This is a genomic window from Pseudorhodoferax sp. Leaf274 (assembly GCF_001422445.1).
Classification (GTDB): domain Bacteria; phylum Pseudomonadota; class Gammaproteobacteria; order Burkholderiales; family Burkholderiaceae_C; genus Pseudorhodoferax.
The window spans coordinates 11,932-24,674 of record NZ_LMNA01000013.1 but is presented as its reverse complement, the minus strand read 5'-3'; the positions used below and the strand labels follow the sequence as shown (position 1 = coordinate 24,674).

Genomic DNA, 12,743 nt, shown 5'->3' with positions numbered 1-12,743 from the left:
AGCGCCGGTCCGTCGGGCCCGGGTGCCCGCCGCAGCGCAAGGCGTGCGCGCGACAATCGCGCCATGCAAATCGAGGAAAAGCCCGCCTTCGCCACCCCCTTCGAATGGATCGGCGGCGAGGACAAGGTGCGCGCGCTGGTCGAGCGCTTCTACGACCTCATGGACCTGGAGCCCGGCTACGCCGCGCTGCGCGCCGCGCATGGCGACACGCTGGACAACGCGCGCCAGCGCCTGTTCTGGTTCCTGTGCGGCTGGCTGGGCGGGCCGTCCTACTACACCGACCAGTTCGGCCATCCGCGCCTGCGCGCGCGCCACATGCCGTTCTCGATCGGCATCCGCGAGCGCGACGAGTGGCTGGCCTGCATGGACCAGGCCATGGGCGAGACGGGTGTGCCCGGGGACCTGCGCACACGGCTGAAGGACAGCTTTTTCCAGACCGCCGACTGGATGCGCAACCGCGGCGCCTAGGGCCGCTCCAGCAGCAGCGCGCGGAACTGCTGCGCCGCTGGCGGCAGCGGCTGCCCGCGCGGCACGATCACGTCGATGGCCGGCAGCCGGATCGGCAGGGTGATGGGCGCTACGCGCAGCGTGCCCAGCCTTGCGTAGTGCGCTGCCAGTGACGTCGGCATCAGCGCCGCCATGTCCGAGCCCGCCACGAGCGCGGTGGTGACCGTGCTCGACGCGGTCTCGATGTAATCCAGCCGCTGGTGCACGCCGACCTCGCGCAGCGCCGCCTCCAGCCGCCCGCGCTGCGGCGAGCCGGCCGGCTGCAGCACCCAGGACCAGTCGCCCAGTTCGTGCAGCTGCAGCCGCTTGCGCGCGAACGCAGGGTGGCCTTTGCGCACCACCACCTGCATGGCTTCCTCGAGCAACGGCGTGATGGCGAACTCCTGCGCGCTGAAGCCCTCGGTGAGCCGGCCCAGCACCAGGTCGACATCGCCGCGCGCGAGCTGGGCCAGCACCACGTCGCTGGTGCCCACGGACACGGACAGCGCCACCTGCGGATGGCGGCGCCGGTACTCCAGCAGCGCCGGTGCCAGCAGCGCAGGCACGGCACCGGGCACGGCGCCGATCCGCAGCGCGCCGGACAGGCCCGAACGCAAGGCGCCCATCTCCTCGCGCACGGCGCCGAAATCGGTCAGCACGCGGCGCGCATAGCGGATCAGCACCTCGCCCGAAGGCGTGGGCCGCATGCCGCGCGCCAGCCGCACGAACAGCTTCTCGCCGAGCGACTCCTCCAGCTGCAGCAGCAGCTTGGTGGCGGCCGGCTGCGTCACGTTCATCGACTGGGCGGCGCGGCCCAGGTGGCGTTCTGCGTCCAGCGCGGCGAGCAGCAGCAGCTGGCGCGGGCGCACGCGCAGCAGCAGGGCCTGGTCGCTGAGGTGGTCGACTGTCATATCCAAAAGGTGATGGATTGTTCGGCATCCGCGATTGGATCGCCGCCGCGGAAATCCCTAACCTCGCGGCAACGACAGGTCACGTCCGAAGGCCTGCGACAACGGAGACACAAGGATGCCCCTCGATTCCCTGGACCGGCGCCACGCGCTGGCCTTGCTCGGCCTGCTGGCCACAGGCGTTCCGGCCTGGGCCCAAGGCTTTCCCGACAAGCCGCTGCGCATCCTGGTGGGCGCCTCGCCCGGGGGCGGCACCGACATCCTCGCGCGCGTGCTGGCCGACAAGCTGGCGCCCACGCTCAAGCAGCCGGTGGTGGTGGAGAACCGGCCCGGCGCGTCCAACACCATCGCGGCCGAACTGGCCGCGCGTGCCGCGCCGGACGGCAGCACGCTGCTGCTGGCCACCAACACGGCCCAGGCCGTGGCGCCGCACATGCTCAAGCTCAAGTACGACCCGCTCAAGGACCTGCAGCCCATCGGCCTCGTGGCCGTGATGCCCAACGTGCTGGTGGTCTCCAGCACGGGCCCGTTCAAGAGCGTCAAGGACGTGCAGGCCGCGCTGGCGGCCAGGCCGGGCGCGCTCAAGTACGCCTCGTCGGGCATCGGCAGCACCCAGCACATCGGTGGCGAGGCCTTCGGCATGGTCACGGGCACGCGCGCCATCCACGTGCCCTACAAGGGCAGCTCGCAGGCGCACATCGACGTGATCGCGGGCGAGGTCGACATGATGTTCGACAGCACCTCGTCGGCCATGAGCCAGATCCGCGCCGGCAAGCTGCGGCCGCTGGCCGTCAGTTCGCCGGCCAGGTCGGCCGAGATGCCAGACGTGCCCACGCTGGCGGAACTCGGCATCCAGGGTGCCGACGTGTCGACCTGGTATGGCCTGTACACCACGGGCGGCACGCCGCGCGCGGCGGTCGAGCGGCTGACGGCGGAGCTGGGCCATGCGCTGCAGCTGCCCGACGTACAGGCCCGCATCAAGGCGCTGGGCGGCGAGGTCGGCACGCTGGTGGGCGAGCGCTTCGCCGAGATGAACCGCAGCGAGTACGAACACTACGGCCGCCTCGTGCGCGGCGCCAACATCAAGGCGGAGTGAAGACCATGAGCAACCCCCGTATCGCCGTGCTGCTCGGCGACCCCAGCGGCGTCGGCCCCGAGATGGCCGTCAAGCTGCTCGCGCGCGAGCGCAACCGCCAGCAGGCCGACCTGCTGCTGATCGCCGACGGCGCCGCGTTGGCCTCGGGCGAGGCCATTGCCGGGCAGTCGCTCGACGTGCTGCGCGTGGAGCACCTGGACGCCGTGCGCTTCGAGCCTGGCCGCATCACGCTGCTGCCCTGCGATGGCCTGGGCGGCCAGCCGCCCGTGCTGGGCGAGTCCAACGAGGCCTCGGGCCGCGCCAGCATGCGCGCGCTGGACCTGGCCATCGACGCGGTGCGCGCCGGCCGGGCCGACGCCATCGTCTTCGCGCCGCTCAACAAGCACTCGCTGCGCCTGGGCGGGCTCAACCAGGAAGACGAGCTGCGCCATTTGCAGGAACGCTTCGGCGTGCATGGCTTCACCAGCGAGTTCAACCTCACGGGCGCGTTGTGGACCTCGCGCGTGACCTCGCACATCCCGCTCAAGGACGTGGCGGCCCACATCACGGGGGAGGGCGTCTGCGACGCCGTGCGTCTGATCGACAAGGCGCTGCGCAGCGCCGGCATCGCCAGGCCGCGCATCGCGGTGTCGGGCCTGAACCCGCATGCCGGCGACGGCGGCTCCATCGGCATGGAGGAGATCGAGACCATCGCGCCGGCCGTGCAGCGCCTGCGCGCCGAGGGACTGGACGCGCGCGGCCCCTATTCGCCCGACACCGTGTTCATCGGCGCGCGGCGCGGCGATGTGGATGCCGTGGTCTCCATGTACCACGACCAGGGCCAGATCGCGATGAAGCTCATGGGCTTCGAGAAGGGGGTGACGCTGCACGGCGGGCTGCCCGTGCCCGTGGCCACGTCGGCCAGCGGCAGCGCCTTCGACATCGCGGGCCGCGGCATCGCGCAGATCGAGGGGCTGCAGGAAGCCTTCGACCTGTGCGTGCGCATGGCCGCGCGTTAGATCAATCCACGCTGGCGCCGGATTCCTGCACGACCTTGCCCCACTTGGCGGTCTCGGCCTTGATGAAGGCTGCGAACTGCTCCGGCGTCTCGGCCACCACGTCGCCGCCCTGGGCGGCGATCTTCTGCTTCACGTCGGGCGTGTTGAGCACCTTGACGATGGCCTTGTTGAGCTGGGCCACGATGGGCGCGGGCGTGCCGGCCGGGGCGAACAGGCCGAACCACGAGGTCGCCTCGTAGCCGGGCACGCCGGCTTCGGCGATGGTCGGCACGTTCGGCAGCTCGGGCGAGCGCTTGGCCGTGGTCACCGCGATGGCGCGCAGCTTGCCGGCGCGCACGTGCTGGATGGCCGAGGGCATGTTGTCGAACATGATGGCGATCTGGTTGCCCAGCAGGTCGTTCACGGCCGGGGCGCTGCCCTTGTAGGGAATGTGCACCATGTCGACCTTGGCCATGGACTTGAACAGCTCGCCCGACAGGTGGATGGAGCTGCCGCTGCCCGACGAGCCGAAGTTGATCTTGCCCGGGTTGGCCTTGGCGTACGCGATCAGCTCGGGCACGGTCTTGAACGGCTGCGCGGGGTGGGCCACGAGCAGGTTCGGCACGTTGGCCACGCGCGAGAGCGGCGCGAAGTCCTTGATCGGGTCGAACGGCATCTTCTTGTACAGCGACTCGTTGATGGCGTGCGTGCCCACCGTGCCCATGAACAACGTGTAGCCGTCGGCGGGCGCGCGCGCGGCCAGCTGGCCGCCGATGTTGCCGCCGGCGCCGGCGCGGTTGTCGATGACCACGCTCTGGCCCAGCTCGGCCGTGAGTGCCTGGCCCACGATGCGCGCCAGGATGTCGGTGGTGCCGCCGGCCGAGAACGGCACGACCATGGTGATCGGCTTGTTCGGGTAGGCCTGTGCGGCGGCGCCCAGCGGCAGCAGCGCGGCGGCTGCCGCGGTGGCCATGCTGGCGATCACCAGGCGGCGCGTGGAAGTGTGACCTTGCGTCATGAAACGGATTCCTTGTTCGAGAAAGTGGGAAGAGGGGTGGTGCGTCAGACCGGCGCCACGCCCAGCGTGGTGCCGCCGCACACGTAGAGCACCTGGCCGGTGACGAAGCCGTTGGCCGGCGCCAGGAAGAACAGCACGGCGCGCGCCACGTCTTCGGGCGTGCCCATGCGGCCGACCGCGATGCTCTTGAGGATGCGCTCGGTCTGCGGCGCGCCTTCGGGGTTGCTCTTGCGGAACAGGTCGGTGGCGATGGGCCCGGGGCCGATGGCGTTGACGGTGATGCCGTCCGCGCCCAGCTCCATGGCCAGCGTGCGCGTCATGCCGATCAGGCCGGCCTTGGTGGCCGAGTAGACGATGCGCTCGCCCTTGCCCAGCGCGGCGCGCGAGGACATGTTGACGATGCGGCCTTCGCCACTCGCGCGCAGCGTGGGCAGGAAGGCCTGCACCAGCAGCATGGGCGCGCGCAGGTGCAGGCCCACCACGTCGTCGAGCTGGCCGGTGGTGGCCGTGTCGATGGTGCCGGGCCGCGTGGCGCCGGCGTTGTTGACCAGGGCCGTCACGTTGAAGCGCGCGGCGATGTCCCGGGCGGCCTGGCGCGTGGCCTGCTCGTCCGTCAGGTCGGCCTGGAACGAGTTCAGCAGCGGGTGGCTCCAGTCGGGCAGCGCATGGTCGAGATTGACCACGGCGCGGCCCTCGCCCAGCAGGGCCTCGGCGATGGCGCGGCCGATGCCGTTGCTGGCGCCCGAGACGACGGTGACCGGTGTGTTCTGGTCCATGCTCACACCCGCTCCAGCACCGCGGCGATGCCCTGGCCCACGCCGATGCACATGGTGGCCAGCGCATAGCGGCCGCCCGTGGCGTGCAGGCGGTTGACGGCCGTGGTGGCCAGGCGGGCGCCGCTGGCACCCAGCGGGTGGCCCAGCGCGATGGCGCCGCCCCAGGCGTTGACGCGCTCGTCGTCGTCGGGCAGGCCCAGCATGCGCAACACGGCGATGCCCTGTGCGGCGAAGGCCTCGTTGAGTTCGATCACGTCCAGCTGCGCGAGCGTGAGGCCGGTCTGCGCCAGCACCTTCTGCGTGGCCGGCGCCGGGCCGATGCCCATCACGCGCGGCGCCACGCCGGCCGTGGCCATGCCGACCACGCGGGCGCGCGGCGTCAGGCCGTTCTTCTTGGCCTGCTCCTCGCTGGCCAGCAGCAGCGCGCAGGCGCCGTCGTTGACACCGCTGGCGTTGCCGGCCGTCACGGTGCCGTCAGGACGCACCACGCCCTTGAGCTTGGCAAGGGCTTCCAGGCTGGTGTCGCGCGGGTGCTCGTCCTTGTCGACGACGATGGGGTCGCCCTTCTTCTGCGCGATGGTCACGGGCGTGATCTCGCGCGCCAGGTGGCCGGCCTGCTGGGCGGCCACGGCCTTCTTCTGGCTGGCCAGGGCCATGCGGTCCTGCGCTTCGCGCTCGATCTTGTAGTCCACGGCCACGTTCTCGGCCGTCTCGGGCATGGCGTCCACGCCATACTGGGCCTTCATCAATTTGTTGACGAAGCGCCAGCCGATGGTGGTGTCGTACACGGCGTTGGCGCGGCTGAACGCGCTCTCGGCCTTGGGCATCACGAAGGGCGCGCGGCTCATGCTCTCCACACCGCCGGCGATCATGAGGCCGGCCTCGCCGGACTTGATGGCGCGCGCGGCCGTGCCCACGGCGTCCAGGCCCGAGCCGCACAGGCGGTTGATGGTGGCGCCGGGCACCGCGATCGGCAGGCCGGCCAGCAGCGCCGACATGCGTGCCACGTTGCGGTTGTCCTCGCCGGCCTGGTTGGCGCAGCCGTACAGCACGTCGGCGATCTGCTCCCAGTCGACCCCGGGGTTGCGCGCCATCAGCGCCCGGATCGGGATCGCGCCCAGGTCGTCGGCACGCACGGAAGACAGTGCGCCGCCGTAGCGGCCAAAGGGCGTGCGGATGGCGTCGCAGATGAAGGCTTGGTGGCTCATGGATCAGATCTGGGCGGGAAGGAGGGGCAGGCCGACGAGCTGTTCCAGCTCGGCGTGGGACAGGCCATCGACGGCATCGACCAGGCGCACGCCTTCGGGCGCGATGGCGAAGGTGGCGAGGTCGGTGTAGATGCGCTTGACGCAGGCCAGGCCCGTCAGCGGGTAGCTGCACTGCTGGACGATCTTGCTGACGCCCTGCTTGGTCAGCAGGTCCATCATCACCCAGGTCTGCTTGGCGCCGATGGCCAGGTCCATGGCGCCGCCCACGGCGGGGATGGCACCGGGCTCGCCCGTGCTCCAGTTGGCCAGGTCGCCCGAGGCCGAGACCTGGAAGGCGCCCAGCACGCAGATGTCCAGGTGGCCGCCGCGCATCATCGCGAAGCTGTCGGCGTGGTGGAAGAAGGCGCCACCCGGCAGCAGCGTGACGGGCTGCTTGCCGGCGTTGATGAGGTCGTAGTCCTCGCTGCCTGCGGCGGGCGCCGGGCCCATGCCCAGGATGCCGTTCTCGCTCTGCAGGATGACCTCGCGGCCGGCCGGGATGTGGTTGGCCACCAGCGTGGGCTGGCCGATGCCCAGGTTCACGTAGGCGCCGTCGGGGATGTCCTGCGCGACCAGGCGGGCCAGCGCGTCCTTGCTGCGTTTGGTGTAGGCCATGGTCATGCCGCCTTCTTGAAGCCGGCGGCCTGCGTGGCCACGCGGTCGATCTTGACGATCTTGCTGACGAAGATGCCGGGGGTGACGATGGCCTCGGGGTCCAGCGCGCCGAGGTCCACGATCTCGTGCACCGAGGCGATGGTCTGGCGCGCGGCCATGGCCATCACGGGGCCGAAGTTGCGTGCGGACATGCGGTAGGTCAGGTTGCCCCAGCGATCGCCGCGCTCGGCCTTGACGAGGGCCACGTCGCCCTGGATCGGGTACTCCAGCACGTAGTGCTTGCCGTTGATCTCGCGCGTCTCCTTGGGCGTGCCATCGGCGTTGCGGGCCAGCTCGGTGCCGTAGGCCGTGGGGCAGAAGAAGGCGCCGATGCCGGCACCGGCGGCGCGCATGCGCTCGGCCAGGTTGCCCTGGGGCACGATCTCCAGCTCGATCTTGCCGCTGCGGTACAGGCCGTCGAACACATGGCTGTCCACCTGCCGCGGGAAGCTGCAGATGATCTTGCGCACGCGGCCGGTGGCCAGCAGCGCGGCCAGGCCCGTGTCGCCATTGCCCGCGTTGTTGTTGACGACGGTGAGGTCGCGCGCGCCCTGGGCGATCAGGCCGTCGATGAGCTCGGCCGGGATGCCCGCCGTGCCGAAGCCGCCGATCAGCACGGTGGACCCGTCGCGCACATCGGCCAGCGCGGCCGCGACGGACTCTGCAATCTTGTCGATCACTGCATGCTCCTCAAAAATTTGTTCTAAATGCGAACAAATGTTCGCTAAAAGAATTATATTCAGCAGCCTCATGGCGCCCGAAATCCCCCAAGACACCTCGGCGACACCCAAGCCCGGCGACGGCTACGTGCAGTCGTTCGCGCGCGGGCTGGAGGTCATCCGCTCCTTCAGCGCCCAGGCGCCGCAGCAGACACTGAGCGAGGTGGCGGCGCGCACCGGCCTCACGCGGGCCGGCGCGCGGCGCATCCTGCTCACGCTGCAGGCGCTGGGCTATGTGGAGACGGACGGGCGGCTGTTCCGACCCACGGCGCGCATCCTCGACCTGGGCTTCGCCTACCTGTCCTCGCTGCCGATCTGGAACCTGGCCGAGCCGGTGATGGAGGACCTGGTGCAGCGCGTGCGCGAATCGAGTTCCGCGGCCGTGCTGGAGGGGTTGGACATCGTTTACGTGCTGCGCGTGCCCACGCACAAGATCATGCGCACCAACCTTGGCGTGGGCTCGCGCCTGCCGGCGTTCTGGACCTCGATGGGCCGCGTGCTGCTGGCCGCGCTGCCCGAGGACGAGCTGCTGGCGCGCCTGGCGCAGCTGCCGCGGTCACCGCGCGCGCGCTACACGGCCCACACCACGCAAGACGACGCGGGCCTGCTGGCGCGCATCCGCGAAGTGCGCGCGCAGGGCTGGTGCGTGGTCAACCAGGAGCTGGAGGAAGGCCTGATCTCCATCGCCGCCCCGCTGGTGGACCGCGCGGGCCGCACCGTCGCCGCACTCAACGTGAGCGGCCAGGCCAACCGCACGAGCGAGGCGCAAATGCGCGAGGAGATGCTGCCGGCGCTGCTGGCCGCAGCGCAGGCCATCGGGCAGCGGATGTTGCGCGGCTGAGCCTGCCGGCGCGATCGCTGCTCAGGGGCTCGCAGCGTGCCCCGTGTCCGTGCCCTCGGGATGCTCGGGCGCGGCATGGCCCGCGATCACGCCCAGTGCGCGCAGCTTGGCGATGGCGGCATCGTCGAAGCCGGCCTCGCGCAGCAGCGCCTCGTTGTGCTCGCCCATGCGCGGGGCGGCGCGGTGCGGCAGTTCGCGGCCGGCCACGCGGATCGGGTTGGCGATCATGCGGGCGCTGCGGCCGTCGCCGTAGTCGAAGTCCACCACGCCCGCGCGCTCGTGCACGAAGGGGTTCTCCAGCGCCTGCGCCACGTCGAACACGGGGGACACGGGCACCTTGCCCGACAGGCGTTCCAGCCAGACGGCAGTGGGCTGCTGCATGAGTGCGGCGTCCAGCAGTTCCTGCACTTGGTTGCGGTTCTGCAGGCGCGCGGCGAAGGTGGCCAGCCGCGGATCCTCGGCCCATTCCGGGTGGCCGAGTTCGCGCGCGAGCAGCGGCCAGAACTTCTCCTTGTTGCACATGATGAACAGCCAGCCATCCTGCGTGCGGTAGAGCTGGCTGGGCACCAGGCTGGGGTGGCCGCTGCGTGCCGTGCGGCCCGTGACCACGTCGGCGTTGAGGTACCAGGTGCCGGGGTAGTTGAGGTTGTGCAGCGCCACGTCGAACAGCGAGGTGTCCACGTCCATGCCCTGGCCGCTGGCGCGCGCCTGCACCACGCCGGCCAGCAGGCCGAAGGCGGCGGCCAGGCCGGTCATGAGGTCGACGATGGACAGGCCGTAGCGCGTGGGCGGGCCGTCGGGCTCGCCCGTCAGCGAGAGGTGGCCGGCCTCGGCCTGCATCAGGTAGTCGTAGCCGGGCCAGGCCTTGCGCGAGCCGCTGCGGCCATAGGCCGACAGGTGGGCGCAGACCAGGCGCGGATTGGCATCGCGCATCTGCGCGTAGGTCAGGCCTAGCTTGTGCGGCAGGTCGCCGCGCAGGTTGTCGAGCAACGCATCGGCGCCGGCCGCCAGCTTGTGCAGCACGGCCATGCCCTCGGGCTGCTTCAGGTCCAGCGTCAGGCTCTTCTTGTTGCGGTTGAAGGTCTGGAAGAAATGGCTGTCGTCCGCGCCGAAGTAGTGCGGGCCGACATGCCGGCCCACGTCGCCGCCGTCGTGGTGGTTCTCGATCTTGATCACCTCGGCACCCAGGTCGGCCAGGTAGGAGGTGCCGAACGGGCCGGCGCCGTACTGTTCGACGGCAAGCACGCGGAGGCCGGCGAGCGGCAGGGCGGGAGTCTCGGTCATGGTGTGGCTGTCCGGTTAAATTGTGCGGACAATTGTAGGCCGCAGACCAGCCCAAACGCAACCGTCGCTGCCTATTGCCGCAGTTCCATGCGGTAGCTGAAGCGGTCGGCCGGGTGCACGTTGTCGGCCACCTCGACGAGTTCGCCGCGGTCGCTGTAGTAGCGCCGCACGATGCGCAGCGCCGGCGCGCCGGCCTCGCTCTGCAGGCTGGCGGCGTCGTCGGCGCTCAGCACCACGCCCTGGATCTCCTGCTCCACGCGCTGGATCGATAGCTTGTACTCGCGTTCGATCAGCGCGTAGACGGCGGTCTGGCGGTCGCGCAGCCGGGCCTCGATGTCTTTCAGCACGGGATTCAAAAAGATGCGCGTGATGCAGAACGGCGGCGGTGCCTTGCGCGCGCCGCCGGCGCCGGGCTGGTCATGGCGCAGGCCCACGGCCAGCACCCATTCCTCGCCAGCCTCGGTGCCAAAGTCCTGCGCCTGGCTGCGGGAGAGCGCGATGCGGCCCACGTAGACGATGCGCAACTCGGTGTCCTGCGCGTACTGGAACAGGTCGGGCAGCGAGGCGGCGTCGTGCCGGTAGCGCGCCTGGCCGGGCTGGGCGATGACCACCGTCCCCACGCGCTGGCGCCGCGTGACCAGGCCGGCCGTGGACAGCAGCCGGATCGCCGCGCGCGCCGTGAAGCGGCTGATGCCGAACTGCTCGCACAGCTCGGCCTCGGTCGGCAGCCGTGCGCCGACGGGGTAGCGACCATCGGCGATGCCGCGGCGCAACTCGGCCGCGATGCGCTGGTAGATCGGCTGCGCGCCGGTGGTCGCTTCCGGCGCTTCGGCGTCCTCGATGGCGGGGGGGGAGGTCGGGTCGTTCTTGTGGCGGCTCATGGGGGGAAGTCTGCACCAGTTCTGCAGCGGCGCCGCATTGACAGCCGCTTGCGCTGCTCTAATAATGTCCGGACAATAAAACAAAATCAACTGGCAATAGTGCGCTCAATTCGGGCGTGAAACGACAAGGGCAGACCATGAGCAAGGAAGAGACCCGCAGCGCGGCGGACGAAAGCGCATTCGTGGACGCGGTGGAGGCCTGGGCCGAGAAGGAGCTGCGCCCCGTGGCCCGCAAGTACGACCTGGCCGACGAGTACCCGCACGAGATCGTCGACCAGATGAAGGAGCTGGGCCTGTTCGGCGCCACCATCGGCGAGGAATACGGCGGCCTGGGCCTGTCGGCCTGGACGTATGCGCAGATCGTGATCAAGGTGGCCTCGGTCTGGATGGCGCCCTCGGGCATCTTCAACTCGCACCTGATCATGGCCTCGGCCATCGAGCGCCACGGCACCGATGAACAAAAGCGCGCCTACCTGCCGCGCATGGCCAGCGGCGAGTACCGCGGCAGCATCGGCCTGACCGAGCCCAACGCCGGCTCGGACCTGCAGGCCATCCGCACCGTGGCCAGGCGCGACGGCGCGCACTACGTCGTGAACGGCAGCAAGACCTGGATCACCAACAGCATGCACGGCCACGGCACGCTGCTCTTGGTCAAGACCGACCCGCAGGCCGAGCCGCGCCACAAAGGCATGAGCCTCTTGATCGCCGACAAGGGCCCGGGCTTCAACGTGGTCGGCAAGCTCAAGAAGATGGGCTACCGCGCCATCGACACCTGCGAGCTGACCTTCGAGAACTACCGCGTGCCGGCCAGCCAGCTGGTCGGCGGCGTGGAAGGCAAGGGCTTCGTGCAGACCGCCGGCGGGCTGGAGCTGGGCCGCATCAACGTGGGTGCGCGCGGCGCCGGCATCGCCGAGGGTGCGTTCAAGCATGCGCTGCGCTATGCGCAGGAGCGCGACGCCTTCGGCAAGCCGATCTGGCAGCACCAGGCCATCCAGCTCAAGCTGGCCGACATGGCCACGCAGGTGGAGGGCGCCAAGCTGCTGCTGCAGCAGGCGGCCACCAAGTACGACCGTGGCGAGCGCTGCGACCTCGAGGCCGCCATGGCCAAGCTGGCCGGCTCGGAGGCCGGCGCCGAGTGTGCGCAGCAGGCCATGCGCATCTTCGGCGGCTACAGCTACTCGGTGGAGTACGAGATCGAGCGCTACTACCGCGACGCCATGCTGATGTGCATCGGCGAAGGCACGAACGAGATCCTGCGCCAGGTCATCGCCAAGCAACTGGTCGACCGCCACCGCATCTGAACCACCGTCCATCCCGAGGAGACATTCCCCATGCAAACCGCCATCGAGATCAGCCCGCAACGCTACCGCGCTTCCTACGGCCGCTACCTGGAAGACTTCAAGGTCGGCGACATCTACGAGCACCGCCCGGGCCGCACCATCACCGAGAACGACAACATCCAGTTCTCGCTCATCACGATGAACGCGCACCCGATGCACTGCGACAAGCACTTCGCGGCGCAGAGCGAGTTCGGCCAGTTGCTGGTCAACAGCGGCCTGTCGCTGGCCGTGGTGCTGGGCATGACGGTCAACGACATCAGCGCCAAGGCCATCGCCAATTTGGGCTGGAAGGAGATCAAGCTGACGGCGCCCGTCTTCTGCGGCGACACGCTGTATGCCGAGTCCGAGGTGCTGGAGGTGCGCGAATCCCAGAGCCGGCCGACGCAGGGCATCGTGACCACGCGCACGCGCGGGCTGAACCACAAGGACGTGCAGGTCATGGAGTTCATCCGCATGTCGCTGATCCCCAAGCGCGGCCACGGCGTCGGCGACTGATTGCCGGCCCGTCCATTCCAA

The 12,743-nt window shown here is 70.1% G+C and carries 14 protein-coding genes; 6 read left to right on the top strand and 8 right to left on the bottom strand.

Annotated features, from left to right (window positions below; all coding sequences use genetic code 11):
* Positions 1-63 precede the first annotated feature (63 nt).
* Complete coding sequence (locus ASF44_RS16585; RefSeq protein ID WP_056900342.1) at positions 64-468, top strand: group II truncated hemoglobin; 405 nt, start codon at positions 64-66, stop codon at positions 466-468.
* Here ASF44_RS16585 and ASF44_RS16580 read toward each other — a convergent pair.
* On the bottom strand, positions 465-1,397 hold the full coding sequence (locus tag ASF44_RS16580; protein ID WP_200930618.1) for a LysR family transcriptional regulator: 933 nt from the start codon (positions 1,395-1,397) through the stop codon (positions 465-467). The two genes, ASF44_RS16585 and ASF44_RS16580, sit on opposite strands and share 4 nt — an antisense overlap.
* A 115-nt stretch (positions 1,398-1,512) precedes the next feature.
* Between ASF44_RS16580 and ASF44_RS16575 the strand changes: the two genes are divergently transcribed.
* Both ASF44_RS16575 and ASF44_RS16570 read left to right on the top strand, forming a co-directional pair.
* On the top strand, positions 1,513-2,490 hold the full coding sequence (locus tag ASF44_RS16575; protein WP_056900341.1) for a tripartite tricarboxylate transporter substrate binding protein: 978 nt from the start codon (positions 1,513-1,515) through the stop codon (positions 2,488-2,490).
* A 5-nt stretch (positions 2,491-2,495) separates the two neighbouring features.
* On the top strand, positions 2,496-3,488 hold the full coding sequence (locus ASF44_RS16570; protein WP_056900356.1) for a 4-hydroxythreonine-4-phosphate dehydrogenase PdxA: 993 nt from the start codon (positions 2,496-2,498) through the stop codon (positions 3,486-3,488).
* A gap of 1 nt (position 3,489) precedes the next feature.
* On the opposite strand, the gene ASF44_RS16565 is transcribed toward ASF44_RS16570, so the two are convergent.
* Genes ASF44_RS16565 through ASF44_RS16545 form a run of 5 tightly spaced genes read right to left on the bottom strand, consistent with a single transcriptional unit; the run spans position 3,490 to position 7,842 of the window.
* Positions 3,490-4,485, bottom strand: a complete 996-nt coding sequence (locus tag ASF44_RS16565) for a tripartite tricarboxylate transporter substrate binding protein (RefSeq protein ID WP_056900340.1) — start codon at positions 4,483-4,485, stop codon at positions 3,490-3,492.
* A gap of 44 nt (positions 4,486-4,529) precedes the next feature.
* A complete protein-coding gene (locus ASF44_RS16560) occupies positions 4,530-5,261 on the bottom strand; it encodes an SDR family NAD(P)-dependent oxidoreductase (RefSeq protein ID WP_056900339.1) in 732 nt (243 codons plus the stop codon).
* A gap of 2 nt (positions 5,262-5,263) precedes the next feature.
* Positions 5,264-6,469 carry a 3-oxoadipyl-CoA thiolase gene (gene pcaF / locus ASF44_RS16555; protein WP_056900338.1) on the bottom strand — a complete coding sequence of 402 codons (1,206 nt, stop codon included), beginning with the start codon at positions 6,467-6,469 and terminating at the stop codon, positions 5,264-5,266.
* A 3-nt stretch (positions 6,470-6,472) separates the two neighbouring features.
* The gene (locus ASF44_RS16550; protein WP_056900355.1) at positions 6,473-7,123 is read right to left on the bottom strand and encodes a 3-oxoacid CoA-transferase subunit B; all 651 of its coding nucleotides are present in this window, start codon (positions 7,121-7,123) and stop codon (positions 6,473-6,475) included.
* Between the two features lie 2 nt (positions 7,124-7,125).
* Positions 7,126-7,842 carry a 3-oxoacid CoA-transferase subunit A gene (locus ASF44_RS16545; protein WP_056900337.1) on the bottom strand — a complete coding sequence of 239 codons (717 nt, stop codon included), beginning with the start codon at positions 7,840-7,842 and terminating at the stop codon, positions 7,126-7,128.
* Between the two features lie 70 nt (positions 7,843-7,912).
* On the opposite strand from ASF44_RS16545, the gene ASF44_RS16540 reads away from it, so the two are divergent.
* Positions 7,913-8,722 (top strand): IclR family transcriptional regulator C-terminal domain-containing protein, encoded by an 810-nt coding sequence (locus tag ASF44_RS16540; RefSeq protein ID WP_056900336.1) that lies wholly within the window; start codon positions 7,913-7,915, stop codon positions 8,720-8,722.
* Positions 8,723-8,743: 21 nt separating this feature from the next.
* Here ASF44_RS16540 and ASF44_RS16535 read toward each other — a convergent pair whose 3' ends face one another.
* Positions 8,744-10,006: a CaiB/BaiF CoA-transferase family protein gene (locus ASF44_RS16535; protein WP_082524823.1), complete on the bottom strand. Its 1,263-nt coding sequence runs from the start codon at positions 10,004-10,006 to the stop codon at positions 8,744-8,746.
* 71 nt (positions 10,007-10,077) lie between these two features.
* A complete protein-coding gene (locus tag ASF44_RS16530; protein WP_056900335.1) occupies positions 10,078-10,887 on the bottom strand; it encodes a GntR family transcriptional regulator in 810 nt (269 codons plus the stop codon).
* A 137-nt stretch (positions 10,888-11,024) separates the two neighbouring features.
* Between ASF44_RS16530 and ASF44_RS16525 the strand changes: the two genes are divergently transcribed.
* Together ASF44_RS16525 and ASF44_RS16520 are read left to right on the top strand one after the other, a co-directional pair.
* On the top strand, positions 11,025-12,188 hold the full coding sequence (locus tag ASF44_RS16525) for an acyl-CoA dehydrogenase family protein (RefSeq protein ID WP_056900334.1): 1,164 nt from the start codon (positions 11,025-11,027) through the stop codon (positions 12,186-12,188).
* Positions 12,189-12,218: 30 nt separating this feature from the next.
* Entirely contained in the window at positions 12,219-12,722 is a 504-nt protein-coding gene (locus ASF44_RS16520) for a MaoC family dehydratase (protein WP_056900333.1), read from the top strand.
* The last annotated feature ends 21 nt before the right edge of the window (positions 12,723-12,743 follow it).